Origin of the sequence: Methylobacter arcticus, assembly GCF_050917435.1 — a bacterium.
Lineage (GTDB): Bacteria > Pseudomonadota > Gammaproteobacteria > Methylococcales > Methylomonadaceae > Methylobacter_A > Methylobacter_A titanis.
In genome coordinates this window covers 1,130,008-1,155,407 of sequence record NZ_CP159583.1, presented here as the reverse complement: position 1 = coordinate 1,155,407, position 25,400 = coordinate 1,130,008, and the positions used below count along the sequence as shown (strand labels likewise).

The 25,400-nt window shown below is 47.8% G+C and carries 28 protein-coding genes; 15 read left to right on the top strand and 13 right to left on the bottom strand.

The window, feature by feature from the left end:
- Positions 1-6 precede the first annotated feature (6 nt).
- Complete coding sequence (locus tag ABXJ76_RS05665) at positions 7-1,278, bottom strand: RNA-guided endonuclease InsQ/TnpB family protein (protein ID WP_432744993.1); 1,272 nt, start codon at positions 1,276-1,278, stop codon at positions 7-9.
- Positions 1,279-1,296: 18 nt separating this feature from the next.
- Between ABXJ76_RS05665 and ABXJ76_RS05660 the strand changes: the two genes are divergently transcribed.
- Positions 1,297-1,596: a DUF2288 domain-containing protein gene (locus ABXJ76_RS05660; protein WP_432744990.1), complete on the top strand. Its 300-nt coding sequence runs from the start codon at positions 1,297-1,299 to the stop codon at positions 1,594-1,596.
- A 28-nt stretch (positions 1,597-1,624) separates the two neighbouring features.
- Here the strand turns inward: ABXJ76_RS05660 and ABXJ76_RS05655 are convergent, their stop codons facing one another.
- A complete protein-coding gene (locus ABXJ76_RS05655; protein WP_432744988.1) occupies positions 1,625-2,950 on the bottom strand; it encodes a DEAD/DEAH box helicase in 1,326 nt (441 codons plus the stop codon).
- Positions 2,951-3,063: 113 nt separating this feature from the next.
- A complete protein-coding gene (gene moaA / locus ABXJ76_RS05650) occupies positions 3,064-4,071 on the bottom strand; it encodes a GTP 3',8-cyclase MoaA (RefSeq protein WP_432744986.1) in 1,008 nt (335 codons plus the stop codon).
- A gap of 201 nt (positions 4,072-4,272) precedes the next feature.
- Between moaA and ABXJ76_RS05645 the strand changes: the two genes are divergently transcribed.
- Both ABXJ76_RS05645 and ABXJ76_RS05640 read left to right on the top strand, forming a co-directional pair.
- Positions 4,273-4,563: a nucleotidyltransferase family protein gene (locus ABXJ76_RS05645; RefSeq protein WP_432744983.1), complete on the top strand. Its 291-nt coding sequence runs from the start codon at positions 4,273-4,275 to the stop codon at positions 4,561-4,563.
- A 125-nt stretch (positions 4,564-4,688) separates the two neighbouring features.
- Positions 4,689-4,907 carry a HepT-like ribonuclease domain-containing protein gene (locus tag ABXJ76_RS05640; RefSeq protein WP_432744981.1) on the top strand — a complete coding sequence of 73 codons (219 nt, stop codon included), beginning with the start codon at positions 4,689-4,691 and terminating at the stop codon, positions 4,905-4,907.
- Positions 4,908-4,999: 92 nt separating this feature from the next.
- Here ABXJ76_RS05640 and ABXJ76_RS05635 read toward each other — a convergent pair whose 3' ends face one another.
- The 6 genes from ABXJ76_RS05635 to ABXJ76_RS05610 all read right to left on the bottom strand — a co-directional run bounded on the left by ABXJ76_RS05635 (position 5,000) and on the right by ABXJ76_RS05610 (position 11,048).
- On the bottom strand, positions 5,000-5,971 hold the full coding sequence (locus ABXJ76_RS05635; RefSeq protein ID WP_432744980.1) for a Nudix family hydrolase: 972 nt from the start codon (positions 5,969-5,971) through the stop codon (positions 5,000-5,002).
- 164 nt (positions 5,972-6,135) lie between these two features.
- Positions 6,136-7,350 carry a bifunctional glutamate N-acetyltransferase/amino-acid acetyltransferase ArgJ gene (gene argJ, locus ABXJ76_RS05630; protein WP_432744978.1) on the bottom strand — a complete coding sequence of 405 codons (1,215 nt, stop codon included), beginning with the start codon at positions 7,348-7,350 and terminating at the stop codon, positions 6,136-6,138.
- 148 nt (positions 7,351-7,498) lie between these two features.
- Positions 7,499-8,644: a cation diffusion facilitator family transporter gene (locus tag ABXJ76_RS05625; protein ID WP_432744976.1), complete on the bottom strand. Its 1,146-nt coding sequence runs from the start codon at positions 8,642-8,644 to the stop codon at positions 7,499-7,501.
- Positions 8,644-8,871, bottom strand: coding sequence for a sulfurtransferase TusA family protein (locus tag ABXJ76_RS05620; RefSeq protein ID WP_432744974.1), 228 nt, complete (start codon positions 8,869-8,871; stop codon positions 8,644-8,646). The genes ABXJ76_RS05625 and ABXJ76_RS05620 overlap by 1 nt, the downstream gene beginning before the upstream one ends.
- The gene (locus ABXJ76_RS05615) at positions 8,868-9,914 is read right to left on the bottom strand and encodes a tRNA (5-methylaminomethyl-2-thiouridylate)-methyltransferase (RefSeq protein WP_432744973.1); all 1,047 of its coding nucleotides are present in this window, start codon (positions 9,912-9,914) and stop codon (positions 8,868-8,870) included. The genes ABXJ76_RS05620 and ABXJ76_RS05615 overlap by 4 nt, the downstream gene beginning before the upstream one ends.
- Positions 9,915-10,055: 141 nt before the next feature.
- On the bottom strand, positions 10,056-11,048 hold the full coding sequence (locus ABXJ76_RS05610) for an integron integrase (RefSeq protein WP_432744971.1): 993 nt from the start codon (positions 11,046-11,048) through the stop codon (positions 10,056-10,058).
- A gap of 491 nt (positions 11,049-11,539) precedes the next feature.
- On the opposite strand from ABXJ76_RS05610, the gene ABXJ76_RS05605 reads away from it, so the two are divergent.
- From ABXJ76_RS05605 to ABXJ76_RS05570, 8 genes are all read left to right on the top strand, one after another.
- Positions 11,540-12,106, top strand: coding sequence for a histidine phosphatase family protein (locus ABXJ76_RS05605; RefSeq protein ID WP_432744968.1), 567 nt, complete (start codon positions 11,540-11,542; stop codon positions 12,104-12,106).
- A gap of 417 nt (positions 12,107-12,523) precedes the next feature.
- Positions 12,524-12,652, top strand: coding sequence for a hypothetical protein (locus tag ABXJ76_RS05600; RefSeq protein WP_432744966.1), 129 nt, complete (start codon positions 12,524-12,526; stop codon positions 12,650-12,652).
- Between the two features lie 82 nt (positions 12,653-12,734).
- The gene (locus ABXJ76_RS05595; protein ID WP_432744964.1) at positions 12,735-13,010 is read left to right on the top strand and encodes a hypothetical protein; all 276 of its coding nucleotides are present in this window, start codon (positions 12,735-12,737) and stop codon (positions 13,008-13,010) included.
- 18 nt (positions 13,011-13,028) lie between these two features.
- Positions 13,029-13,685, top strand: a complete 657-nt coding sequence (locus ABXJ76_RS05590) for a hypothetical protein (protein WP_432744962.1) — start codon at positions 13,029-13,031, stop codon at positions 13,683-13,685.
- Between the two features lie 134 nt (positions 13,686-13,819).
- Complete coding sequence (locus ABXJ76_RS05585; protein WP_432744960.1) at positions 13,820-14,284, top strand: hypothetical protein; 465 nt, start codon at positions 13,820-13,822, stop codon at positions 14,282-14,284.
- Positions 14,285-14,377: 93 nt separating this feature from the next.
- The gene (locus ABXJ76_RS05580) at positions 14,378-15,385 is read left to right on the top strand and encodes a hypothetical protein (protein ID WP_432744957.1); all 1,008 of its coding nucleotides are present in this window, start codon (positions 14,378-14,380) and stop codon (positions 15,383-15,385) included.
- A 69-nt stretch (positions 15,386-15,454) separates the two neighbouring features.
- Positions 15,455-15,697 carry a type II toxin-antitoxin system Phd/YefM family antitoxin gene (locus ABXJ76_RS05575; protein WP_340123051.1) on the top strand — a complete coding sequence of 81 codons (243 nt, stop codon included), beginning with the start codon at positions 15,455-15,457 and terminating at the stop codon, positions 15,695-15,697.
- Positions 15,698-15,708: 11 nt separating this feature from the next.
- Positions 15,709-15,957: a Txe/YoeB family addiction module toxin gene (locus ABXJ76_RS05570; RefSeq protein WP_432744955.1), complete on the top strand. Its 249-nt coding sequence runs from the start codon at positions 15,709-15,711 to the stop codon at positions 15,955-15,957.
- Between the two features lie 168 nt (positions 15,958-16,125).
- Here the strand turns inward: ABXJ76_RS05570 and ABXJ76_RS05565 are convergent, their stop codons facing one another.
- The 4 genes from ABXJ76_RS05565 to ABXJ76_RS05550 form a co-directional block, all read right to left on the bottom strand.
- Positions 16,126-17,598, bottom strand: a complete 1,473-nt coding sequence (locus ABXJ76_RS05565) for a PilT/PilU family type 4a pilus ATPase (RefSeq protein ID WP_432744951.1) — start codon at positions 17,596-17,598, stop codon at positions 16,126-16,128.
- Positions 17,599-17,912: 314 nt separating this feature from the next.
- Complete coding sequence (locus ABXJ76_RS05560; protein WP_432746449.1) at positions 17,913-19,085, bottom strand: PilT/PilU family type 4a pilus ATPase; 1,173 nt, start codon at positions 19,083-19,085, stop codon at positions 17,913-17,915.
- A 507-nt stretch (positions 19,086-19,592) separates the two neighbouring features.
- Positions 19,593-20,165, bottom strand: a complete 573-nt coding sequence (locus tag ABXJ76_RS05555; protein ID WP_432744949.1) for a hypothetical protein — start codon at positions 20,163-20,165, stop codon at positions 19,593-19,595.
- 93 nt (positions 20,166-20,258) lie between these two features.
- Positions 20,259-21,449, bottom strand: coding sequence for an RNA-guided endonuclease InsQ/TnpB family protein (locus ABXJ76_RS05550; protein ID WP_432744946.1), 1,191 nt, complete (start codon positions 21,447-21,449; stop codon positions 20,259-20,261).
- 249 nt (positions 21,450-21,698) lie between these two features.
- Between ABXJ76_RS05550 and ABXJ76_RS05545 the strand changes: the two genes are divergently transcribed.
- The 4 genes from ABXJ76_RS05545 to ABXJ76_RS05530 all read left to right on the top strand — a co-directional run bounded on the left by ABXJ76_RS05545 (position 21,699) and on the right by ABXJ76_RS05530 (position 25,398).
- A complete protein-coding gene (locus ABXJ76_RS05545; protein WP_432744943.1) occupies positions 21,699-22,445 on the top strand; it encodes a class I SAM-dependent methyltransferase in 747 nt (248 codons plus the stop codon).
- A gap of 132 nt (positions 22,446-22,577) precedes the next feature.
- On the top strand, positions 22,578-24,185 hold the full coding sequence (locus ABXJ76_RS05540; RefSeq protein ID WP_432744940.1) for a type I restriction-modification system subunit M: 1,608 nt from the start codon (positions 22,578-22,580) through the stop codon (positions 24,183-24,185).
- A 164-nt stretch (positions 24,186-24,349) separates the two neighbouring features.
- Complete coding sequence (locus ABXJ76_RS05535) at positions 24,350-24,982, top strand: hypothetical protein (protein ID WP_432744937.1); 633 nt, start codon at positions 24,350-24,352, stop codon at positions 24,980-24,982.
- Positions 24,982-25,398 carry a DUF1016 N-terminal domain-containing protein gene (locus tag ABXJ76_RS05530; RefSeq protein ID WP_432744934.1) on the top strand — a complete coding sequence of 139 codons (417 nt, stop codon included), beginning with the start codon at positions 24,982-24,984 and terminating at the stop codon, positions 25,396-25,398. The genes ABXJ76_RS05535 and ABXJ76_RS05530 overlap by 1 nt, the downstream gene beginning before the upstream one ends.
- Positions 25,399-25,400 lie beyond the last annotated feature (2 nt).

Here is a 25,400-nt window from a genome sequence, read left to right as displayed (position 1 = left end):
CCCGCCCTAAAGGACGGGGCTTCTAACGTCAACGGCACGAGCAAGAACAAAGGAGTTACGTCCCCTGACTTGGCTAACAGTGCCTCGGTTAGCAGTACCGGCGATTCCCGCCGCTATCATTCGTTGCGCTTCATTGCGAATGTTCTGGGCGGCGTTTATATCCCTGTCATGCAGGGAACCGCACTGATCACACCGCCATGAGCGGATAGCCAAAGGCATTGAGGATTGAACATGCAGGCAACACGAGCAAGCTTTAGAGCTCGGAAAGAAGCGATTCACTTCTATGTATCCCTTGCCTGCTTGTTCAGCCTTGTATTTGAGCATCGTGGTGAATACTCCCCAACCTGCATCACCGATGGCTTTAGCCAAGCAGTGATTCCTCATCATGCCTTTGACATGCAAATCCTCGACGGCGATCACTTGGTTTTCGTTCACCAGCCGACGGGAAAGTTTATGCAAATAGTCTTTGCGGGCGTTTGCTACCCGTTCATGCGCTTTTGCCACCAGCAGCCGCGCTTTATTCCTGGTGTTGCTGCTTTTTACCTTGAGCGAAAGCTTTTGTTGCTTCCGTTTCAGGTTCTTTTGTGCCTTGGCTACATGCTTTGGATTATCGAACTTGGAACCGTCACTGGTAATAGCGAGATGGGTCAAGCCCACATCAATACCTATTATTTTGCCGTCGAAAGAAATTTCCGGCGATTCAAGTCCGTTTTCAGTCAGGACAGAAGCAAAGTATTTACCTGTTGGCGTTTTACTGAGGGTGACAGTCTTGATTGTGCCGACTATTTCACGATGCACAATGGCTTTGACGTGACCTATCTTGGGCAGGAAAATTTTTCTACCCGCGACGATCTTCACCCCTTGCGGATATTGAATGGTTTGTTTGCCGTGCTTGCTTTTGAAGGTGGGGTATGCTGCACGACGCTCGAAGAAGCTCACAAAGGCACGAGACAAGTTCAAACAAACCGATTGCAGGACTTGGCTATGAGTTTCACCCAACCAGTCAACCGTTTGTTTAAGTGCAGGCAACCTATTATTCAAAGCAAAATGTCCCAAGCCTTTACCAGTCTCTTGGTAAGTTTTTTGACTTTCATTGAGGCTGTTATTCCACAACCACCGCGCACAACCAAATGCCTTAGCAAGCTTTTCAGCTTGTTTAGTGTCTGGATAGATGCGTATTTTAGTAGCTGTTATCATGAATTTATAGTAAATAGTCTTTACTGTAAGGTCAAGAGCACACTTACATCCCCCACCTGAAGGAAGGGGTTTTTCGTGCAAACTAATAAAGAGAAAAATATGGACGAATCAAACTGTTGCGATATCGCCAAAGAAAAAGTAAATTTGGAAACCTCACAAATTGCCTGGAAAGAATTGCAACGTTTTTTTGCCAGCGGCACTGCGGTATTCGTCGCCACAGACCTGGATTTAGTCGACGTGGCCTATCAATTTTCCATTGACCATAAAGATCAGGTTGCGACCTGGATGCAAAGCAATCAGGTCGCGTTAGTATCCGATCAGCAGGCAACCGACTGGTTCGAGGCAGATGCCGAAGTATGGGCTGTTGTGGTGAAACCCTGGATACTGGTCCAACAATAACCCATACCGTTTGATGCGCTACCTTAGCTTAATCCTTGCCCCTGGAACCTGATCTCCCCTTACCTCTTGCTTCGATCCGCTTACTGTCAGGCTGCTTAACGCCACGAACCGTCGGTTTAGCGCCGCGAACCGCAGGTTTTTTAGTATGCCGCAAATCCTTTTTACCGGTCGTTTTATGGGGCGCGTTCTTTTTAGGCGCATCGTTCACCTTTAGCGATACCGGCTCATAGCCGGTATCGGCGACACGCGGAATTTGCCGCTTGAGCAGCTTTTCAATTTCCACCAGCATATAGGCTTCTTCCGGACACACCAGCGACAAGGCTTCGCCATTGGCACCGGCACGTCCGGTTCGACCAATCCGGTGAATATAATCTTCCGGCACATGCGGCAAATCAAAGTTCACCACATGCGGCAAGTCATCAATATCCAGTCCGCGTGCGGCAATATCGGTAGCAACCAATACCGCAACCTTACCGGTTTTAAACTGCTCCAGCGCCTTGTTGCGTGCGCCCTGGGTTTTATCGCCATGCAGCGCCGCCGTGCGGATACCGTCCTCAATCAACTGTTTTTCCAGACGGTCAGCGCCCTGTTTGGTGCGCACAAATACCAGCACTTGCTTCCAATTATTGCTGCCGATCAGATAGGACAATAACTCGCGCTTGTACTCACGACCGATTCCGTACACACGTTCCGAAACGTTTTCAGCCGTGGCATTTTGCTTGGCGACTTCGACTTCGACCGGATTGTTCAACAACTGCGAAGCCAGAGATTTAATGGTATTAGGCACAGTCGCAGAAAACAGCAGACTTTGCCGCTTTTTAGGCGTCAGCGCCATAATTTGCTTAATATCGGGCATGAAACCCATATCGAGCATACGATCCGCCTCATCCAGCACCAGTACTTCGACGTTGGACAGATTGATATTGCGCTGCTGCACGTGATCGATCAACCGCCCCGGCGTTGCCACCACGATGTCGCAACCCCGGCGTAACTGACGGGTCTGGATGCCGATACTTGCACCGCCGACCACCGCTTCCACATGCAAAGGTAAATGCGCGCCGTAGGTTTTGACGCTTTCATACACCTGCGCGGCCAATTCACGGGTCGGCACTAAAATCAACGCGCGAACCCGGCGCGGCTTTTGATGCGGATCATGATTTTCAGCCAGCCGTTGCAATAACGGCAAGGTAAAACTGGCGGTTTTACCGGTTCCGGTTTGCGCGCCAGCCAATACATCCTTACCGTCAAGGATCAAGGGAATGGCTTTTTGTTGTACCGGTGTAGGGGTGATATAGCCTTGATCGGCTACGGCTTTAAGGAGTTCGTCGGTTAAACCGAGCTGGGCGAAAGACATTTTTTAAATCTCAGGTAAAAGAAGAAAGGTGCAAGGTGCAAGATCCAAGGTTCAAGGCGCTATATCTCGCATAGTTTTTTTTGCCTTTCACCTTGAATCCTTGACCTGTTTTTTCAGCCTCCCGTCATACTCATATAACGCAATATAACCGGCTGCTCGTTAATATTAAATTCGTGTTTTTCCGGCTTAATCAGCATCGCATCGACAATGACCTGTTTTAGCCTCGCCATGTTGCCGGGATGAGTCCTGATGACTTGTTTCAAGTCAACCGAATGTTCATTGCCCAGACACAACAGCAAGCGCCCTTCAACGGTTAAGCGCACCCGGTTACAAGTGCTGCAAAAATTCTCGCTGTGCGGGGAAATAAAGCCGACGCGGCTTTGTGTACCGACAACGTTAAAGTAATTTGACGGCCCGCCGGTTTTTTCAGGGGTAGCGACTAAAACAAACTTTTGCGCCAAATCGGCCTTGATCAAAGCACTGGAATAATAGGTCTCCGACCTATCATGCTGACTGACGATGCCCAACGGCATTTCCTCAATAAAGCTGATGTCAATACCGTTATCGACCGCAAATTGAACCAGATCGCTCACTTCCTGATGATTCCTGTCTTTCAGAATGACCGCATTGATTTTTATCCGCTCGAATCCTGCGACTTTAGCGGCTTGAATACCTCTAAGCACCTGCTGCAAATCGCCGGTTCGGGTTATCGCCTTAAACTTGTCGGCATCCAGCGTATCCAGGCTGATATTGATGCGTTTTACACCCGCGTCTTTTAAAGACGCGGCCATCGTTTCAAGTTGAGAGCCATTGGTCGTTATTACCAGCTCAGTCAGGCTTTCGATACGTCCGATATTTTGCAACAATCCCAGCGCACCTTTTCTGACCAAAGGCTCGCCGCCGGTGATCCTGATTTTTTTTACCCCTAATTCAGCGAATGCTTGCGCCAGAGTATAAAGCTCTTCCAGCGTTAAAACCTGTGCGCGCGGCAAAAACGTCATATCTTCAGCCATGCAATACAGGCAACGGAAATCACAACGGTCGGTAATCGAGATTCTTAAATAATCGACAGTTCTGCCGAAACGGTCGATTAATTGAGTGGGAGGGGGCGTTTGAGTCATTAGATAGGCGATAAAAAATCCAAGACGCTAATACTAACATAGTATTGGCCTTTTATAAGCGAGCATCTGCCGACCTGATTTACCGCGCGCATCGACGCGCCTAACGGCGTCTTTAATATTTCCACCGGTCGGCCGCGATTTTTTTGGTATATTGAACATACACTGCCTCTTGATAGCTTGCATCATTGATAGAAAACCGCCATGAAACGCAACAATGCCCTAGCCATACTTAGAAAAATCAAACCCACATTGATCCAGCAGTTTGGTGTTACCCAAATGGCATTATTCGGCTCAACCGCACGCGATGATGCCCGTGACAATAGCGATGTGGATATTCTGGTTGGGTTTGATGGCCCCGCCACCTCGGCGCGTTATTTTGGCGTGCAGTTTTATCTGGAAGACCAGCTAGGTTGTCAGGTCGATCTGGTCACCGAAAAAGCCTTGCGCCCTGAGCTACGTCCCTTTATTGAAAAGGAAGCCATCAATGTCTGAACCGATAGAACGTGAATGGCGTTTTTATCTGGACGATATGATTTCTTTCGCCGAAAAAACTCAGTTATACCGATGGCTTTGACCAACAGCGTTTTGTCGTTAGCGGCTTGAATTAGGATGCCACCGTGCGCAACCTGGAATTAATCGGCGAAGCCGCCACTCGTATTCCCGATGAAGTCCGCCAAAATAACCCGCAAATTCCCTGGCGGATGATTATCGCTACCCGTAACCGGTTAATTCATGGTTATCTCGGCATTGATAATGACACCTTATGGAGCATTATCCAGACCGATATTCCTGCGTTGTTACCGCTGTTGCAGCACCTACAAAAAACAGAAATATAAGCGTATGTTGTCCAAATAGTCATGTGCCAACGTTATAGCGAGTCCATCAATCCCGAACGCTGGGCTTCGCAAACTCAGCCCATCTACGGCTCTCAATCCAGAAAAGCCCTAATCGCAGCTATCCCCTGCCCTCCGCTTTGTCGCGCTGTAGTCAGACTGGATTCAGTCATGCCGCCTAAAGCGTAAACAGGCAAGTTGACTTGAGCAACCAATTCGGCAAATTGCTCCCAACCCAGCGATGCGGCACCCGGATGAGTTTGCGTTGCCAATACCGGTGCCAGCACCACAAAATCCACGCCTATTTTTTGCGCCTGTTGCAGTTGTTCAAGGTTGTGGCATGACGCGGCGAGCCACTTGCTGTTTCCGGAGCGCGTGGTCAAGGCCTGTCCTGAGCTTAGCCGAAGAGGCTGTCCTGAGCAAGGCCGAAGGGCCATTAAGTCGCGGCTGGTCAGGTGAATGCCGTCTACTTCAACTGAGCATTCAACGGCGGAATTCATTAACAACAAAGCCTGTTGCTGTTGGCATATCGGATAGGCCTGTTCGATAAACTTTGCGACGGCGGCGGGCGGCAGGGTTTTCAATCTGGCCTGGATCAGCTTGACGCCTTTGTTCAATATTTTTTGCAGGTTGGGCAGCAACATGGCTTCATCTGCGTCACCCAGAATCGCGTAATAATGCGGCAAGCGGGCGGCAGTGATGATCGGCTGGTTGGCGGCGGGGAATGCGTAATGACCAAGTTCTTCCGGCCTTACCCATTTAAATAGTTGGCCCTCGCAGCTTCTAGCCTCGCCTGAAAACTGCTCAACCAGAAAAACCTTTAGCTGCACGCTCAGATCGGGGTACTGGTGGTTGATGGTAATCAGTGGCGTTGCCGCCATTACGGCGATATCGAGTTCTTCCTTAAGCTCTCGCGCCAGGGCTTGTTCTGCGGTTTCGAATGATTCGATCTTGCCGCCGGGGAATTCCCACAAGCCGCCTTGGTGCAAACCGGCATGGCGCAGGGAAATCAGGATTTTGCCTTCTGGGTTTTTGACAACGCCTACGGCGACTTGGAGAGGATTCATTTTTTAGTGGACGCTGGAGCGTTTAAGACTGCATTCCCATTTATACCCCAGAGGCTACGTCGAAGCCTGGAATGATAAAATTTGAATAGTTCAAAGCCAGCTTTGAACTCCGGTATCTGTGCGTTTTTGGAGTACAAAGCTAGCTTTGTGCCTTTCACCTGTTTTTAAGTCCTATATTCCGCATTGATTTTCACATACTCATACGACAAATCGCAGGTTAACACTTCCTGTACTGCGTCGCCGCGCCCCAGTTTGACGGTCACGGTGATCTCTTCCTGATTCATCGCCTTTTGCCCGGCTTCCTCGGTGTAATCGTCGGCTCTGCCGCCGTTTCTGACGATGCAGACATCATCCAGATACAACTGCACGTTTTCCAGTACCATGTTTTCGACTCCGGCACGGCCGACTGCCGCCAGTATCCTACCCCAATTGGGATCGCTGGCGAAAAAAGCGGTTTTCACTAGCGGTGAATGGGCGATGGTTTTGCCGACGCGCACCGCTTCTTCATCGGTCAAGGCCTGCTCGACGACAATACGTATTAATTTGGTTGCACCCTCACCGTCCCTGACGATAGCTTCCGCCAGTTGTTTGCAGACAGTCATTACGGCAGCGGCAAAAATTCGATAATTGTCACTGTCCTGTTTAATTTCGGGAACCAATGAGCAGCCGCTGGCCATCAATACGCAAGCATCATTAGTCGAGGTGTCGCCATCGACGGTAATACGATTGAATGATTGCTCAACGGCCAGCGCCAGACATTTCTGCAACAGGATTTGGCTGATGTTAGCATCGGTGGCGATAAAGCCCAGCATGGTCGCCATATTGGGCTGGATCATGCCCGCACCTTTGGAAATACCGTTAATGGTGATGGTTTGACCGTCAATCTCGATAACGTTAGACACGCCTTTGGCGAAGGTATCGGTGGTCATGATCGCCTGAGCGGCCTTGTCCCAGTTGTCGGCATTCAGGTTGCTTACGGCTTCCCGTAAGGCGGCTTTGATTTTGTTGACCGGCAGCGGTTGACCGATCACCCCGGTCGAAAAAGGCAGCACCTGGGTTGCAATGCCGTCAACCACTTCGGCAAGATCGGCGCAGGTCGCCAACGCATCCTGCATGCCCTGCTTTCCGGTTCCGGCGTTGGCATTGCCGGAATTGATCAGCAACCAGCGCGGCGCATGAGCCAGATTTGCTTTGGCCACATGCACGGGCGCTGCACAAAAGGCGTTCTGGGTAAAAACCGCCGCACAGCTTGAATGCTCGGCCATTTGCACGACCAGAACATCATCTCTGACGATTTGTTTGATGCCTGCATTCGCTGTGCCCAAGGTTATTCCCGGTACTGGGTGCATAGTGGGAAAACCGCACTGTCCTACTGCCATAAGTTAAGCCTCATTTACTGGTTCCCAATCTCCAGATTGGGAACCTAAAAGGCGAAGCTCCAGCTTCGCGAAACAGGAAGCTGGAGCTTCCAAAACCGAGTTCCCAAGCTTTTAAGCTTAGGAACTAGCAAATTTCTTAAAACACAAGCTAGACCTTAAAAAACACAAACACATTATCGATTTTTTTAACTTCTACGCGCATCAGTCTGCATTGTGTTTTGATAGCCTCTAATTGTTGCGCATGCTCGCTGACCGCAAAAGGCAATATCACTTCTACTTCTATCTGGCCGTCCAGATAATGAATCCTGAAATCCTCTATAACCCAATTAAAAGCCACCAGATAGTGATCCAACAGTCGCTGCACTTCCCCGCGAGACAGCGGCCTGGATTGCTCTTGCAAGCTTTCGTCATCTTCAGGATCGACATGCACCAGCACATCCATCACGTCGTCAAAACGCCTGATCAAATCATCCCTGACTATATCGCCAATCATGTGCCCTTCCGAAACGGTAATCCGGGGATCGACGACGATATGCGCATCGATCAGCGCATCCTCGCCCATTTGCCGGGTGCGCAACAAATGAATGCCTTCGACACCGTCAATAGCGTGAATGGCGGTCCTGATCTCGGCGACCAGCGCGGGAGGCAAGGAAGTATCGACCAGTTCCTTGATGCTCTGAAACACCAGATTCAAGCCGATTTTAGCCACCATCAATGCAACCACGACAGCGGCAATGCCATCGGCCAACGGATAACCCAGCATCACCGCGCCTATGCCGAATAAAACCACCAGCGATGAGATCGCATCACTGCGCTGATGCCAGGCGTTGGCTAGCAGTAATTTGGATCGGGTCTTTTTAGCGATACCTTTGGTGTAATGGTACAGCCATTCGTTGACCAGAATTGAAACCGCCGCAATAGCCAAGGACAACACCTTGGGCACCGGCAGATGTTCGGGATGCGCCATGCGTTCCAATACCGACCAGGCGATAGCGCCGCCGACGACAATTAAACCGACGCCCAGAATGACCGTTGCGATGGTTTCAAAGCGACGATGACCATAAGGATGGTCATGATCGGCCTCGCGACTGCCCAATCTAACGGCAATAATCACCAGAAGATCGCTGAGTAAATCCGATAGCGAATGGACGCCATCGGCAATTAAAGCCGCAGATTGCCCAAGGATGCCGAAACCGATTTTAATCAGCGTCTGGAAAACGTTAATCGCCGCACCAACATAACTGGCCCTGGCTTTGAGCTTATCCATTTTTGCGGCATCTGAAACTTCAGCCATTACCCGCCCACTTCCAGAATAATAATGTACTCATAATCATCGGAACGGGTTTCCAGCACCTTATGTCCATTAATTCGGCACCAGGTCGGGATGTCCTGCATCACGCCCGGATCGGTACAGATAACTTCCAACTGATCGCCCGCTTTAAGCTGTTTGACTTTATCCTGAGTGCGAATAACCGGCAGAGGACACAGCAAGCGACGGGCATTGAGAACTTCCCTGCTCATATAAACCATTCCTGTGGAATTTCTTCTGCTGCAAACGGCTTGACCTGAATAATCCGCTCAGAACCGTCTTTATCGGTAATGCTGACATCGACTTGCTCGGCATCGCGTCCCTGACCGTAGCGGGCAGTAATTCTTGCCGACAGGAATAAGTCTTCGGCAGACGGCGAACCGTCGACCAGCGCCAATGCGCCGGGATAATCGACACACTTCAGGGTGATAAAATCTTTTTTGTAGCCTTGCATAAATCGGCCCTCGCCTTCTTCCCTGGCGACGATAACTTTAAAATTTTGCTCAGGCCTGATGTGTCTGCCGACTTTTAATAGCATCACGTCATCCAGATCGTATTGTTTATCGCCGTCGCGTGCTTTCCATAAATCGACCAGTTTGGCCGAATAGCTGGCATCGGTCAGAAAACAGCAACCGCCCGCAGGTTGGGCATAGTCATCAAAGCCGAATTGCTCGGCCATCGCCATCTGCGGTTTACGCGAGCGACCGGTAATATCATGCAGCTTTTCTCTGTCGACCCAACCTTCACGTTCCGGCAAGGTTGCGGGCAGATTTTGTGCACACAAAGGCCGCAGTAATAAATCATCGGCTCCTGATTGTGCGGATATTATCGGCATGGTCGCTTTGCGTTGCGACATCGGTCTTTGGCCGATCACTTCGCCGGTGATAATGAAATCGAAATCATTTTCCAGCATCCATTTTTTGGCCTTATTCACCATGAAAATCTTGCAGTCCAGACAAGGATTCATGTGCGCACCGTAGCCGTGTTTCGGATTGATCAGCACGTCTTTATATTCTTCGATCACGTCGACGATATGCAATTTAATGCCCAACTGTTCAGCAACCCATAAGGAATTATTGCGTTTAGGCTTGGCCTTGTCGTTGGCCCTGATGGCGTGGGTATGGCCTTCCACGCAAAAACCGGTGAAGAAGTTGATGCCTTCGACATGAATACCCTGATCCATGATGGTTCTCGCCGCCAGCATTGAATCCAGTCCGCCGGAAATTAACGCCACTGCTTTTCTTTGTTTACTCATATTCACTCAAAAAAAATTGAAATTGTTAGCTATTGTACCGGCTTATTTTCCAAAGTGACTTTCAATTACATGTACCGGCGTCGTAGGTACGCTATGTACATCATGACTACCTTTCCTCAAGCGGATACGGCGTACTCCGGCCTACAACCGATCCAGCGGACTGATCACACCTTTGCCGCCTTTATTCAACACATGCGTATAAATCATTGTCGTGGCGACATCGCTATGTCCCAGCAATTCCTGGACAGTGCGGATGTCGTAACCCGCCTGCAAGATATGCGTCGCAAAACTGTGGCGTAAAGTGTGCGGAGTAGTCGGCTTGGCGATACCCGCCGATTGAGCCGACCGCTTAACATAACGTTGCACCTGCTTTTCTTCAACATGATGACGACGTTCCGATTTGCTGCGCGGATCGACGGAATAGTTTTTAGCCGCAAACACATATTGCCATCCCCATTCTTTCGAAGCGTTGGGATACTTGGTTGCCAACGCATCCGGCAGCCACACATCGACCTTGCCCAGACTAACATCCTGCTCGTGCCACTCCCGACGCAATGCCAGCTGAACGCGCATCGATTCAACCAGACTCTCCGGCAACATAGTCACCCGATCTTTGCCGCCCTTACCGTCACGCACGATAATTTCCTTGCGTTCCAGTTCAAGGTCTTTCACCCGCAGCCGTACCGCCTCCATCAGCCGCATACCGGTACCGTATAACAGCTTGATGATCAAACCAATCGGTTCCGGTGATGTGGAGGCCTCGTGTAATAGAGCCTGTATTTCCTGGATGGTGAGCACCACCGGCAAACGCCGGGGCTTTTTCGAGCGCTCAAAATTATCCAGCCACGGCAAATCCACTGCCAACACCTCGCGGTATAAAAATAAAATCGCCGACAACGCCTGATTCTGAGTGGAACTGGACACATGCCGCTGCGTAGCTAGATAGGTTAAAAACGCCTCCACCTCAAGTGCGCCCATTTCCAAGGGATGGCGCTTTTGATGATACAAAATGAACTGTTTAATCCAGGAGAGGTAAGTTTTTTCCGTACTCAGGCTATAGTGCTTAAAACGAATTTTGTCGCGGACTTGGTCGAGTAATTTTTTGGGTTGTGCCGATGTCGTATTTGTTTGCATGACCTGTCGCCTTGGCTTATACTCTAGCCCAGTAAAAATAATAAGATAAGTTTAATTAAAATGATTGTACGACATATCGCCTGGATTATTGGACAACTGATGTCGTATATATTACGTTAGGCCCCTAAATGGAGATCGCCATCATGTGGAAAGCATCACCTGGCAAGCGACCAAATTACGTCGCCGTGGGCCTTTGTCTTGGCGTCGCATTTGGCGCTGCCATCGGGGTCGCACTTGGCAACCTCGCATACGGGATGGGTCTAGGCATTGCTCTCGGTGTAGCGCAGGGTGTCGCGCTTCAAAAAAGAGCGAATCGCGCCCCGGCTGGCGAGGATACGGACAACAGCGCGGACGGTGCCTAACAATTCATTCAAGCCGAACCCGCTTCGTTGCTTGGCTCAACTGTGTCGCTGCTCCATTGCCACAACTCACCGATCAGCAGGTTGCGGGTCGGCTTAATTCAGGCGTTATGTTTCTAAAAGAAGGCTTCGATGAAAATTATCCTTATCAGACATGGAAAACCTGACATTCCCTCTTGGGGAAAGTTGAAAGCAAGTGAGCTTCATCAATGGATTGAATCCTATAATTCTGTCGGCATTAAAAAAGAATCTCAGCCACCAAGGGAGGCAACTGAGGCCGTTTCTAATTGCAATGCCGTTGTTTGTAGCGATCTACTACGCTCAATCGAATCAGCAAAAGCACTAGGTATAAAGAAAGTACATTACACGGAATCCATATTTAGGGAAATGGGGTTGCCTTATGCCGGATGGCCATTTCCAAAACTTTCACCAGATACTTGGGCTGTAATATTTAGAACACTTTGGTTTTTGGGTTTCTCTCGCAATAGTGAATCCTTTAGCTCCGCCAAACTTAGGGCAACAGGCGCAACCGAAAAACTCAGACAAATTGCTCAAGAGCATGGTTCAGTGCTTTTAGTAGGTCATGGCATGGTCAATCGTTTCATTGCAAAAGAGTTGCTATCCAGTGGTTGGCAAGGCCCATCAAATCCAGGCAAGAAATACTGGGAGTTTGGAGTATATGAGTACAGCAAAACATAACATTGCGCTCAACCGGAGCGCGGTCATAATGCGGTTTTATTTTTCAGCTTTCCGGGCCGCGCCCGGTTAGCTTTACGTTAGCGGGCTTCTTGTGTGGAGGAAACGCCATCGGGCCATTCCCCGCGCCGAAGCTTGTTAGTCGAAGATTCCTTCCGCACTCAGGACATATATAAGACCCATCTGCTTGTTCTTTCCCCGTCTGTTCCATCCAATCTGACCAATATTCTACTTTTGGTTCACGACCGCGGCCGAGGCACCAACGATTAGATAACCCTCTAACCCGGCGCTCAACCGGAGCGCGGCCACAATCTTCGTTCATTTTTCAACCTCCTGGCCGCGCCCTGTTAGCTCTGCGTTAGGCGCGAGGTCACGTAGTGCTTAACATTCATTGACCGTGACTAAAAGGAGATTGTTATTATGGCAAAAGAAAAGAGCCAAGAAGATATGACTGATGAGGAGCAAGACCAATATGAAAAGGATAATCTCGAAGATGAGTATTATAAAACTCAAAATGAAATGGATAGTCCCACCGGTGAAGATGATTAAACAAAACGTTTAATCATTCAGGGGCGGTGTCGCTCAACTGCGCCGCCCCCGTTGGGAGTGAATATTCAGCTAGGAGAGTCTGATGCAATTTTTTGATCGTATTGAACATCGCGAAATTAACGGATTTCATGAACTCTTTGCTATTGATGAGCAGAAAAATGAAGCTTATCTGTTAAGGGATTTGATCGTTAGAGCCGAATCAAGCGCAATCACTGGAAATTGGCTCTATGTTAACTCAATCAAAAAACGAACCTCTTTTGAAAACGAAAAACTAATGAACGATTTCAGTGAAAATCTTATGCGGCAGGCAAATGAACTTGATGCTGAGAATAACAAGAAGAAACATGGACATCCTTGATAACTGCCTGTAACTACCATGCTATTTATTGACATAACACAAGATGGTGCCGGTATTGTTCAAAATAACGACCCAGATATAGATGGATTATTAACAGGAAACATAAGTACATGTTGTGTTTACATATTTTATGGCGAAAAGAGCTTCAGCATTGTGCACGACACTGGGCAACTGCAAATCGGTGAAATTTCCGCTGTAGCAAATAAGTGCGGCATTTTAAAATCTGCGTTTTATGCCATAAATCCAACCGGCATAACAAAAGCACAAAGCGATTCTCACAGAATCCGAAAAAAACGAATAAATAACCTTTTAAAGTTAAAAAAGGGCATGAAAAGAATAAATATCCCAAGCGGTAATGTCATCTGTTTGAAAACTGGGGGAGTACTTACCCAAGATGAGGATATTCTTGCTATTCCAGCGAATCTTACTAACATTCCCCATAGAGAAGTCAGAAACAGCATCAATGAGTTAAACAACTTGTTTTCAGCAAAAAACTCTCAATCGTTGCCTATTGATTTTCAGTTCGATGGAAATGGTTACACGTCACTACCGAAGCTATTAAAAACAGCTGAAGAAATGCTGGCTATTGCAACATTAAAAATGCAACATGGAGATTCGGATTATCTGGCTTTCTTAGAAAAAGCCAAACGTCTTGGTGTGTTTGCTGCATCATAATTTTATTTGGCAGCTTATTTGACATCGGCTTTAATTTTGAGCCTAACATAGCGCTCAACCGGAGCGCGGTTACAATGCGGTTTTATTTTTTCAGCTTCCCGTGCCGCGCCCGGTTAGCTCTACGTTAGATGCTTATGACCGCGCCCTTTAAATTGAACACTCAACAAATTGGAAAGCTTGGCGAATTGCTCGTTCAATATCGTTTGCTCTTAATTGGTGTTGAGTCTGCTCACCTGACTACTGATGCAGGTATAGATCTGGTGGCGTACTCACAAGGCAAAAAAGAAGCCATTACTATTCAAGTTAAAACTAATCTTCAGCCTAAGCCTGGAGGTGGAAAAGGCAAGCTTGCCCTTGACTGGTGGGTTCCTGATAATTCACCTGCTGAACTGTTCGCTCTCGTTGATATATCGGAAAATCGTATCTGGGTATTCACGCGTGCTGAAATGAAGGAAAAGGCGCAACAGCAGCCAGAGGGCCGCCTCCATTTTTACATCCATACCGACCCAAGTATTAAGCGCCACAAAGATGCGTCCGCTGCTTCGTTGCAGGAGTTTGAGGAGTTTCTTCTTGAAAATCGTATTGGCGCTTTGTTCTGAGGTGGTTTACGCATCTAACCCGTCGTTCGAGCGGGACTCGCCAGAAGCGGGCGAGCCCCTCAACTTTACGTTAGAGCCAAGAAAGGGAGTCACATGACAGGTTTTGCTATTTTGGGCGATCTACCACCGTTCGGCACAAATGACGTGATTGAGATGATTGATGAAATCGTCCGATACGACATAGTCACGTTTGAGTCTGCCGGGCAAGGGAAGACATATTTGCGTGTTGTGAAGCACAAGGATTTCGCCACGTTCAAGGGGGTCATGTACCAGATTGATCGAGGTGAAGAGGAAGAAACATTTCAGCTCCGACAAGTCAGGATGCAGTTCTGGCCTTGTGACAATGAGGCCGCGCGAACAAACCCGCAGCGACTTAGCTCCACGTTAGAGCCTTTAAACATGAATCGAGACCGACTCACTGAAATCGTAGAATTCGCATATGCTCGCCTACGCGAGAAGATCAACGGTGGGAGCATTTGCGTGGAAAACGAAGCTTCGTTGCAACTACACTTGTCGTCGATTTTGAAAACCTTCGGGGAGCTATACGAGAGCAGCAAAAATGAAGTGTTCTCAATTGAGCTAGAAAAACCAGTTACCTTGTCAGGTGGTCGTTTTGAGAAAAGCGGTACGCGAAAAGCCAAGATTGATATATGGATTTCAATTGAAAATCTGGAAACAAAAACGAAGCATAGCTGCGCTATCGAATTGAAGTATTTCAAATTCGCAAACCATCGGGAGCCGAACAACAGATACGACGTGTTTTCCGACATCCAAAACCTTGAGTCATACGGCGATTTTGCGGACCTCTGTTTTTTGATTGTTGCAACCGATCATCCCCATTATGTTAATCAAGAAAACTACTCGCAAGATACTGCCGATTTTGATTTTAGGCACGGAAAGAGCTACCACGCAGAGGCAGTATTAACGTACAAAACAAAAAAACCATATGGCGATCCAATTTCATTAGGCAACTCCTATTCTTTCGTTTGGGACGAGTTCTCTGGTGGAGTTCATTTCTTAAAATTGTCGGTGATTCCGCGCTCAAGCTCTAACCTTACATTCGAGAGGGACTGCCCAGAAGCGGGCAGCCCCTCAATTTAACGTTATGTTCAAAAAAATTCTTGATATTCCGTACGTATAGTCGTACGCTTAATTAAGGAGGTATTTATCATGACTATTTTGAATGCTACAGAAGCTCGTTCTAAGCTATACACCCTAATCGACGAGACCATGGAAACCCACCAACCTATTGTAATCACGGGGAAAAGGGGTAATGCGGTTCTTGTCTCTGAAGAAGACTGGAACTCCATTGCTGAAACTCTCCATCTACTCTCTGTACCTGGAATGAGAGAGTCAATAAAAGAGGGGATGAAGGAAGACCTATCAGAATCTTCTAAGGAGCTCGATTGGTAAGTTGGGAGCTGTTGTATACCAAACAAGCACAAAAAGATGCTAAGAAACTGTCAGCATCTGGGTTAAAGAAAAAAGCGCAAGCACTTCTCGAAGTGATAAAAGAAGACCCGTATCAAAACCCACCTCCATATGAAAAGTTGGCGGGTGATTTATCCGGTGCATATTCAAGACGAATCAATATTCAACATAGGCTTGTCTATCAAATCTATGAAGAAGAGCACGTAATAAAAGTCATTCGTTTGTGGACGCACTACGAATGAAAATTGAACATAACAAAAACGTTCAACTCGGACATACCTCCGCCGTGATCGGGGTGATCTTGTCTGACCCTCAGCACTAATTTTGCTAGCGGTTTTTTAATCGCTTATTTTGGATATTGTGCATCAATTGGCGGTTTGCTGGCGCGAAACCACCTTATAGCCCTTATCTCAGCCAAAATTAATCTTGGCTTCCAGATCGTTACTGGAGTCGGCATTTTTCAGCGCTTGTTCCAAACTGATTTTTCCTGATGTGTACAGTTCAAACAAGGCGTCATCAAATGTTCTCATGCCTTTGCTGCCGCTTGATGTCATTGCCGTTTTAATTTCATTCAACTCCCCCTTTAAAATCAAGCTCGCTATATGAGGGGTGTTGATCATTACTTCAATAGCGGCACAGCGCTTCCCGGTCATATCGAAAACCAAGCGCTGGGAAATAACGCCATTTAAATTAACGGCAAGATCCATAAATAATTGGGCATGATATTCATGAGGAAACATATTGATGACCCGCTCCATTGCCTGATTGGCATTGTTGGCGTGCATGGTCGATATGCATAAGTGACCGGTATTAGCCAACTCCAAGGCCGCCGACATGGTTTCCCGGTCCCGAATCTCGCCAATAAAAATAACATCTGGCGCTTCCCGCAAACAGGCTTTTAACGCTCGGGCATACGAGTCGGTATCTACGCCGACTTCGCGCTGATTGACGATTGATTTCAGGTTCGGGTGCGAGAATTCGACCGGATCTTCAATAGTTAAAATATGGCCTGCCGAATTGGCATTACGGTGATTAATCATGGCGGCCAGCGTGGTCGATTTTCCCGATCCGGTGCCTCCTACCACTAATAACAGCCCTCGTTTGGCCATGATGAGTTCCATTAAAATATCCGGCGTGCCTAAATCCTTACCGGTAGGAATGACTGAGGGAATGAGCCTCATAACCAAACCTACGGTTCTGCGCTGATAAAAGACATTGGCGCGAAAACGTGCACTGCCATCCGGCAGGCTGATCGCAAAATCCAGGTCTTTGGTGGCAAGAAACTCGTTTTGTTGTTCCTGGGTCATAATCCCGAAAGCGCCCGATTGCGTTAACTCGGGCGTCAGCAAAAAATCATCCAGAGCCACGGCCCGACCATAAATTTTGGCTTTAACCGGCGAATCGACTGTTAAAAACAGATCAGAGGCATTCAATTTAGCCATTTCAGTCAGATAAGGCAGAATGTTTAAACAACCATCTTCCGGCATTGCCCCCAGAATCTGATAACTGACCTGTTTCTGTCGGCGATCAGGCCCTTTATAACTGCCAGCTTCGGACTCATCAATTTCGACTTTTTCTGCTCCCGAGTCCGGAACGACCAACAACACCAGGCCGTTATCCTCGACCGTTGCGCTAACCGTAAATTTCTCGCCATCCGGTGCGGCGCAACTAAAATTTAACGCTTTATTTTGGATTAATTCCTGTTTCTGGGCGTCATTAAGGAGACCAAAGGCAATTTCTTTTATTATAGTGGCGTTTAGCTCATTTTTACCCAAGGGATATGCCTCCCCGGCTAATCCCAAGAGTGCCGGAGAGCCGGCTTTTAAAGACAAACTATCCGCTTTTTTTTCCAGCATTAATTTTAAATAAGGCGTTAGGGTCATGTGGGTATCTGGTTTTGTGTGGTAAAAAGGGAGTTAAAAACTGCCTACATCACTGCCATTAAGTTGATGATTGAATAGTGTGGGCGCGAATAAATTCGCGCCCACACTATTCAATCATCACTTTTTTCAGCCTAACTTAATGGCAGCGACACTCCCGCGTGGGGATGCATACAGGTCGTCCTGAATTTTAGCATCTGGAGTGCAGGCTTCGCCTGCAAGCCCAAGCAAAGCTTGCACTCCCGTTGCAATAAGTCGTAACAATGGAAAACTATCAAGCTTATTGTGTAGATAGCTATGGCTTAAGCGGTAATTCCTTAGTTTCTAACAATTTCCTTGGTTATATTTTCTGATGGAAGACTATCGTTATCCTCATCACTGCCATCATCTTTCGATTGTAACGAAAACCTGCCTAGCGACCGGTCTTCACCTGATGCTAGCTTGATTTGCAAGCGCAACTCATTTTGGGAGTCGGCATTTCTTAAAGCCTCGTCATAACCTATTTTCCCCGCCTGATAAAGATCCAGCAAAGCCTGATCGAAGGTTTGCATACCCAGTTCACGCGATTTAGCCATCAACGGCTTGATACTAGAGGCCTCACCTTTGGCAATATAATCGGCAATCAACGGTGTATTTAGTAAAACTTCAATGGCTGCACAACGCCCGCCATCAACGGTTTTAACCAATCGCTGAGAAATAATGGCGCGTAAATTGACCGAAATATCCTGCATCAATTTGGCCTGGCTCTCAATGGGAAAGAACCCCAAAATCCGGTCGATAGCTTGATTGGCATTGTTCGCATGCAAGGTAGCCAAAGCTAAATGACCGGTTTGAGAGAACTCCAAGCCGTAATTCATAATCTCGGCGCTGCGAATTTCGCCCAACACAATAACATCGGGAGCCTGGCGCAAGGTATTGTGCAATCCGGCTTCCCAGCTCTTGGTGTCGACGCCGACTTCTCGTTGCATGATGATACAGTTTTTATGGGTATGTACGTATTCAATGGGATCTTCCAGGGTGATAATATGACCGTAGCTGTTCGCATTACGATGATCGATCATGGCTGCCATAGATGTTGATTTACCTGAGCCGGTACCGCCGACCATGATAACCAGGCCGTTTTTATTCATCATTACGTCTTTTAAAACAGGCGGCAATCCCAATTGATCGAAATTGGGTATTTCTGCGGCAATGACCCGGATAACCAAGCCCTGGCAGCCTTGCTGAACATAGGCATTAACCCGGAACCGGGATAACCCGGCAGGCGCAATCGCAAAATTGCATTCTTGCGTTTCTTCAAACTCCTTAAGCTGCTTGTCATTCATGATGCACTGCGTCAGAGCCTTGGAATCATTAGCCGATAATGCCTGCTGCGCAACCGGTGACATTTTGCCTTTAATTTTTATTGCAGGTGGAAAACCGGCGGTAATAAATAAATCAGACCCTTCTTTATGCAACATAAGTTTTAATAACTTAATCATAAAGTCCATCGCTTCTTTTCTTTCCACTGACCTCTCCCTGCCTTGGTTATCTATAGTTGGTTTTACCCGGAATGGAGTAAGACTCAATTGATTATAATTTTAATTTTTACAGATACCTAAAAAAACACCTGCCAGCTGGTGATCGTCCGCGGCATACCGAGGGCCTATTTTCTTTCCAGGCGCGCTCGCTAATCTTTACAAAAAGCGGAGCCGCAACAAGACTTGCGACCCATTGTTTTTGTACGACAGGCTAGGAGTTGACTCGATTGTTTCGATAGCTAAGCGATAAAACCCGATGTTCAAGTTTTTTAGTTTGACTGAGACGATCCCAGGTAACTCAAGGTGTTTTCCTCAATGGACTTGCCACCTATATTAGGTCCTCGTTCCCACGCGCTGCATCGCTGCCATTACGTTAAGCGGATTAGACAAAATAATGGCTGATGTGGGGGCGATTTCGCCCCCACATCATTATCATGTCTTAATGGCAATGACGCGTTGCGTAGGAACGAGAGAAAATCAGGCTTTATCGACAACGGTAATACAAAGATTTATCGGTTTTTTGTTGGCATCTAAAACGGGTTTCAGCGTAAAGGAAACTACAGTTTCCACACCGGCATCGCCTAAATCGGTAACGGGTACTTTTTCGACCGAAATTTTCTGGTCTTTGACTTTCCATTGGTAATTGGCATCGAATGCCGTATTTTTGGCCGAATTGACTAAATCCACTTCGAAATTGGCACTTTTACAGGCATCAGTGGGTTCTTTCAAGTCTAAAACATGAGCATGAAAACCGCTAGTCGGGTGCTCATAGGAGCTGTCATCAATAGGCAGATGAGTAACCAAAACCAGCACATTATTGGTGTTATCCGTTAATACCGCATAACCGAAGGCGCCGGATTTGCCATCGACAGGTATTGCTCCATTGGTTTTTATTTCTACTTCCAAGGTTTTATTGGCGCCTTTTCCTTCCACCTCCGATTGAACATCGTTCATCGATAAATATCCGGGCGTTCCGGCTAAAGCCAAACCGCTTGCCAAAGTTAAACTGATTGCAGAAACAATTAGGGATGTTTTGTTGATGAGTTTCATAAATAAATCTCCAATGTAATAAAATAATAATATTGATTCGATATTATTTATACACCCTTTCGACAAACCAATACAAGTGTGAATTACCCCGACCTAAAGGACGGGGCTTCTAACTTCAACGGCACGAGCAAGAACAAAGAAGTTACGTCCCCTGACTTGGCTAACAGTGCCTCGGTTAGCAGTACCGGCGATTCCCGCCGCTATCATTCGTTGCGCTTCATTGCGAATGTTCTGGGCGGCGTTTATATCCCTGTCATGCAGGGAACCGCACTGATCACACCGCCATGAGCGGATAGCCAAAGGCATTGAGGATTGAACATGCAGGCAACACGAGCAAGCTTTAGAGCTCGGAAAGAAGCGATTCACTTCGATATAGCCCTTGCCTGCTTGTTCAGCCTTGTATTTGAGCATCGTTGTGAATACTCCCCAACCTGCATCACCGATGGCTTTAGCCAAACAATGATTCCTCATCATACCATTGACATGCAAATCCTCGACGGCGATCACTTGGTTTTCGTTCACCAGCCGACGGGAAAGTTTATGCAGATAGTCTTTGCGGGCGTTTGCTACCCGCTCATGCGCTTTTGCTACCAGCAATCGCGCTTTTTTCCGGGTGTTGCTGCCTTTTACCTTGAGCGAAAGCTTTTGCTGCTTCCGTTTCAGGTTCTTTTGTGCTTTGGCTACATGCTTCGGATTATCGAACTTAGAACCGTCACTGGTAATAGCGAGATGGGTCAAGCCGATATCAATGCCCACTATGTTGCCGTCGAAAGAAATCGGCCGTGCATCCAGTCCGTTTTCAGTCAGGATAGAGGCAAAGTATTTTCCCGTTGGCGTTTTACTGAGGGTGACCGTTTTTATTGTTCCAACAATTTCACGATGCACAACGGCTTTGACGTGGCCGATCTTGGGCAGGAAAATTTTTCTACCCTCGACGATCCTCACGCCTTGCGGGTATTGGATGGTTTGCTTGCCGTGCTTGCTTTTGAAGGTGGGGTATGCTGCACGACGCTCGAAGAAGCTCACAAAGGCACGGGACAGGTTCAAGCAGACAGCTTGCAAGACTTGGCTATGGGTTTCACCCAGCCAGTCAACCGTTTGTTTGAGTGCGGGTAACCTATTGTTCAAAGCAAAATGCCCCAAGCCTTTACCCGTCTCTTGGTAAGTTTTCTGGCTTTCGTTGAGACTGTTATTCCACAACCACCGCGCACAACCGAACGCTTTAGCCAGTTTTTCAGCTTGCTTGGTGTCTGGATAAAGGCGTATTTTAGTGGCTGCTATCATGTCTCTGCAGTAAATTATATAACCTTAAAGTTAAGAGCACACTGACATCCCCCACTTGAAGGAAGGGGTTTTACGTGCAAACTGATAATTATTAACAATCGCCAACTGAATCTTCTCATTGGCAGGCACGATTTGCCGTGAAAAGTCGAGGAGAATCAGCTCTCTGCCCCTCACCCGGAATCATCAAAAATAGATGAACACAGGGGTTCCGTGTGTATCCTCTAATTTCTCTCTGGAGTCAGATTAACTTTGAATACGCTCAATGACCACGAACTGATGGTAGCGAACCGGAATTTCTATGAGCCCCTCTGGCGTGATGCCCGACTGGTTGAACCGGAACGATTCAACACCTGGCCATTGGTCAGCCAACTATTGACCAAGGCGACTCGTCACCTGGAAGTCGCCCCCGGATTACGGCCACGATTGCCCGTCGACGGCACCACTTTTGTCGACATCAGCATGCATGCGCTGACAAAACTAGCCGTCGGCAGTGGGAGCCCTGTAATGGCCTCCATTGGCAGATTGCCCTTTGCCGACGGAACCTTTGATTTGCTGTGTGCTCTCGATATTATCGAACACGTGGATGACGATCAGAGGGCCATGGCGGAATTGGCTCGTGTCGCCACAATAGGTGCGACCCTGCTGTTGTCAACGCCGCTGCATCCTGAGATGTGGACACCTTTTGACGATTTCGTCGGCCATCGACGGCGCTATGAACCGAAGCAGATCCAGGCGCTGTTGCTACACCATGGCTTTATCATAGAGCGTAGTGCCGTCTTCGGTATGAAACCCCGTTCCTCATTGCTACTGGATCTCGGCATGTGGTTTTTGCAGCATCGACGAGAGCGAGCCATGAAGTGGTACAACCGGGTCATGCCCTATACGATGCGTTTACAGAAATCGCTCCAGCTTCATGAAGGCCTGATCAATACCGATGAGGTCGGCGAGATACTGTTGGTCTGCAAGCGCGTGTCCCCCGGCAGCACTCCATCATAAATGACTTTTTAACCCTGGCTGTCCACAGCGTATGCGCCCCATTTTGCACAGTCATGGCATGGTAATATGGCATGGTTTTTCCTATCATTCGCCATTTGCCCTTTGGCTATAAACGAGATAAGCAGCACAACTATGACACAAAACACCAACAACCTGGCCGCCTATATTTGGTCATTAGCCGACTTACTGCGTGGCGACTTTAAGCAAAGCCAGTACGGCCGCATCATCCTGCCATTTACCCTGTTACGCCGCCTCGAAAGCGTGTTGGAGGGCAGCAAGGAAACGGTGCTGACCCAAGTTGAAAAAGTGCAAGCCATGAACCTGCCGGAAGAAGCCCAGGAAAAGCTGCTGTTAAGAGCTACTGGCGGCCTGTCGTTTTTTAACACCTCAAAAATGGATCTTTCCAAGCTGGGTGAGGCTGGCATTAAAGACAATCTGGAATCCTATATTCAGGGCTTTTCCAAAGATGCGCGTGAGATTTTTGAGCACTTCAAGTTTAACGAATTTATCGGCCAGCTCAACGATGCCAACCTGCTCTACAAAATTGTGCAAAAGGTTCGGCAAACCGATTTAAGCCCCAAGGCTATTTCCAACCACGATATGGGTTTGGTGTTTGAAGAGCTGATTCGCCGCTTTGCTGAAGGCTCAAATGAAACTGCCGGGGAGCACTTTACTCCGCGCGATATTGTGTGTCTCACCACCGCGCTGGTGTTTATGGAAGATGATGACGCGCTGACCAAGCCGGGCATCATCCGCACTATCTACGACCCGACCGCAGGCACCGGCGGCTTTTTGTCGTCGGGCATGGAATACGTGCATGAGCTAAACCCGCAAGCGGTGATGCGTGGTTATGGGCAAGAACTCAACCCCGAGAGTTACGCCATCTGTAAAGCCGATATGCTGATCAAGGGGCAAGAAGTCAAAAACATCAAACTCGGCAACACCTTATCCAACGACCAACTCTATGCCGATAAATTTGATTACATGTTATCCAACCCGCCGTTTGGCGTGGACTGGAAAAAAATTGAATCCGACATTAAAGACGAAAACACCCTAAAAGGTTTTGATGGCCGCTTTGGCCCCGGTTTGCCACGGGTCTCTGACGGCTCGCTGTTATTTCTGTTGCACCTGATAAGCAAGTTAAGAGATGCCTCCAAAGGCGGTGCACGTATCGGCATTATTCTTAACGGCTCGCCGCTGTTTACCGGCGGTGCCGGTTCGGGCGAATCCGAGATTCGCCGTTACGTTCTGGAAGCCGACTTGCTGGAAGCCATCGTTGCCTTGCCTACCGATATGTTCTACAACACCGGCATTTCGACTTATGTGTGGGTGCTGTCCAATAAAAAAGCGAGCGAGCGTAAAGGCAAAGTTCAGTTGATTAACGGCGTTAATCTGTGCGGAAAAATGCGCAAGTCCTTAGGCTCCAAGCGCAACGTGATGGATGGCAGCGATATTGCCACCATTACGCGCTGTTTCGGCAACTTCGAAGTGGTCGATGCACGCGAGTTGGACAAACCCGCAGAACAAAAAAGCAACCGCGGCCGCCAGTCGGCAAACCCAAAAACCGAAGCGCCCAAGACCTTTGCCAGCAAAATTTTCAATACCTACGAATTCGGCTATCGCCGCATCAGCATCGAACGCCCCTTGCGCGAATCCTACCAGTTCAGTGATGAACGCATCAACACCTTGCGCTTTGCCGCAGGCCCTTTAAATGCCGCCATGCAGTGGCTATATACCTAGAATAGGGTGCAGAATACGGAGTAGACAGCACCGACAACAACGCAAGCGCCTGGTCGGATGCACCCGATTGTAAATACTACGGTGACTTAACCGAACACGGCGATGCCATTCGCAAGCATCTAAAAATCCATTTTACCGAACTTAAAGAAAAACAAATCAAAGACTTGCTTGAACGAAAAACCTGGCTGGATCAAAAAAACCTGCTGCTCAAAGCTCGGCAACTGCAACAAGCGATAGGCACAGCGCAATACGATGACATGAACGGTTTTGACGCTACCCTGAACACCGCCGGTAAAAAATCAACACTTGCCTTGGATGCCAAAGAAAAAAAACAGCTTAAATCGGCGGTGAGCTGGAAAAACCCGGTTGCCGAAAAAGTCATCAAGAAAATCCATAGCCGTTCCTCGGCATCCATGCCGCCACGGCATACCGTTCATCCTGAACATAAAGCCAATCCACTTTACGGCTTGTTTGCCATCAACGGCCAAGTGCTGGAATACCAGGCCGATAGTGATCTGCGCGATAATGAAAACGTCGCCCTTGATCCCTCAAAAACCGTTAACGCCATTAACGAAGCCTATTTTCTTAAAGAAGTGCAACCCCATGTACCGGATGCCTGGATAGATGCCAGTAAAAAAGACCACAAGGATCAAGAGATAGGCATCGTCGGTTATGAAATCCCGTTTAACCGGCATTTCTATCAGTATCAACCGCCGAGGGATTTGGTGGATATTGATGCCGATTTGGATGCCGTCAGTGGCGAGATTATGAAGTTACTACAAGAGGTACATTCCTGATGCTGCCTAACGTTAGCTTGGTTCAAAACAGGGAATACAAAAATTGGCTAAAAGACCTCAAGCAAAAGGTTTTACAAACTCAACTTAAGGCGGTGGTTAAGGTTAATACCACGCTGTTGCAATTCTATTGGGAGTTAGGGGAAGAGATTGTTCTCAGCCAAGCGCAATCGAGTTGGGGAGATGGCTTTTTAAAGCAGTTAAGCCAAGATTTAATGGCCGAATTTCCTGATATGAAAGAATTTTCTTTTAGCAATATCAAATATATACGCCAATGGGTTGTGTTTTATAGCCAAGAAAAAGTAATTAGCCAACAGCTTGTTGGCCAATTAACTCAAATCCCTTGGGGACACAATATAGCCATTATCAGCAAAAACCAAAGTCATATAAAATGCGTCAACCCTACATACACGAGGTAACC

What these genes read in the sequence shown, in the direction of transcription:
- ABXJ76_RS05660 (WP_432744990.1), top strand. Translation starts at nt 1,297, where the DNA reads ATGGACGAATCAAACTGTTGCGATATCGCCAAAGAAAAAGTAAATTTG.
- ABXJ76_RS05655 (WP_432744988.1), bottom strand. Translation starts at nt 2,950, where the DNA reads ATGTCTTTCGCCCAGCTCGGTTTAACCGACGAACTCCTTAAAGCCGTA.
- moaA (WP_432744986.1), bottom strand. Translation starts at nt 4,071, where the DNA reads ATGACTCAAACGCCCCCTCCCACTCAATTAATCGACCGTTTCGGCAGA.
- ABXJ76_RS05645 (WP_432744983.1), top strand. Translation starts at nt 4,273, where the DNA reads ATGAAACGCAACAATGCCCTAGCCATACTTAGAAAAATCAAACCCACA.
- ABXJ76_RS05635 (WP_432744980.1), bottom strand. Translation starts at nt 5,971, where the DNA reads ATGAATCCTCTCCAAGTCGCCGTAGGCGTTGTCAAAAACCCAGAAGGC.
- argJ (WP_432744978.1), bottom strand. Translation starts at nt 7,350, where the DNA reads ATGGCAGTAGGACAGTGCGGTTTTCCCACTATGCACCCAGTACCGGGA.
- ABXJ76_RS05625 (WP_432744976.1), bottom strand. Translation starts at nt 8,644, where the DNA reads ATGGCTGAAGTTTCAGATGCCGCAAAAATGGATAAGCTCAAAGCCAGG.
- ABXJ76_RS05620 (WP_432744974.1), bottom strand. Translation starts at nt 8,871, where the DNA reads ATGAGCAGGGAAGTTCTCAATGCCCGTCGCTTGCTGTGTCCTCTGCCG.
- ABXJ76_RS05615 (WP_432744973.1), bottom strand. Translation starts at nt 9,914, where the DNA reads ATGAGTAAACAAAGAAAAGCAGTGGCGTTAATTTCCGGCGGACTGGAT.
- ABXJ76_RS05610 (WP_432744971.1), bottom strand. Translation starts at nt 11,048, where the DNA reads ATGCAAACAAATACGACATCGGCACAACCCAAAAAATTACTCGACCAA.
- ABXJ76_RS05605 (WP_432744968.1), top strand. Translation starts at nt 11,540, where the DNA reads ATGAAAATTATCCTTATCAGACATGGAAAACCTGACATTCCCTCTTGG.
- ABXJ76_RS05600 (WP_432744966.1), top strand. Translation starts at nt 12,524, where the DNA reads ATGGCAAAAGAAAAGAGCCAAGAAGATATGACTGATGAGGAGCAAGAC.
- ABXJ76_RS05595 (WP_432744964.1), top strand. Translation starts at nt 12,735, where the DNA reads ATGCAATTTTTTGATCGTATTGAACATCGCGAAATTAACGGATTTCAT.
- ABXJ76_RS05590 (WP_432744962.1), top strand. Translation starts at nt 13,029, where the DNA reads ATGCTATTTATTGACATAACACAAGATGGTGCCGGTATTGTTCAAAAT.
- ABXJ76_RS05585 (WP_432744960.1), top strand. Translation starts at nt 13,820, where the DNA reads ATGACCGCGCCCTTTAAATTGAACACTCAACAAATTGGAAAGCTTGGC.
- ABXJ76_RS05580 (WP_432744957.1), top strand. Translation starts at nt 14,378, where the DNA reads ATGACAGGTTTTGCTATTTTGGGCGATCTACCACCGTTCGGCACAAAT.
- ABXJ76_RS05575 (WP_340123051.1), top strand. Translation starts at nt 15,455, where the DNA reads ATGACTATTTTGAATGCTACAGAAGCTCGTTCTAAGCTATACACCCTA.
- ABXJ76_RS05565 (WP_432744951.1), bottom strand. Translation starts at nt 17,598, where the DNA reads ATGACCCTAACGCCTTATTTAAAATTAATGCTGGAAAAAAAAGCGGAT.
- ABXJ76_RS05560 (WP_432746449.1), bottom strand. Translation starts at nt 19,085, where the DNA reads ATGGACTTTATGATTAAGTTATTAAAACTTATGTTGCATAAAGAAGGG.
- ABXJ76_RS05555 (WP_432744949.1), bottom strand. Translation starts at nt 20,165, where the DNA reads ATGAAACTCATCAACAAAACATCCCTAATTGTTTCTGCAATCAGTTTA.
- ABXJ76_RS05550 (WP_432744946.1), bottom strand. Translation starts at nt 21,449, where the DNA reads ATGATAGCAGCCACTAAAATACGCCTTTATCCAGACACCAAGCAAGCT.
- ABXJ76_RS05540 (WP_432744940.1), top strand. Translation starts at nt 22,578, where the DNA reads ATGACACAAAACACCAACAACCTGGCCGCCTATATTTGGTCATTAGCC.
- ABXJ76_RS05530 (WP_432744934.1), top strand. Translation starts at nt 24,982, where the DNA reads ATGCTGCCTAACGTTAGCTTGGTTCAAAACAGGGAATACAAAAATTGG.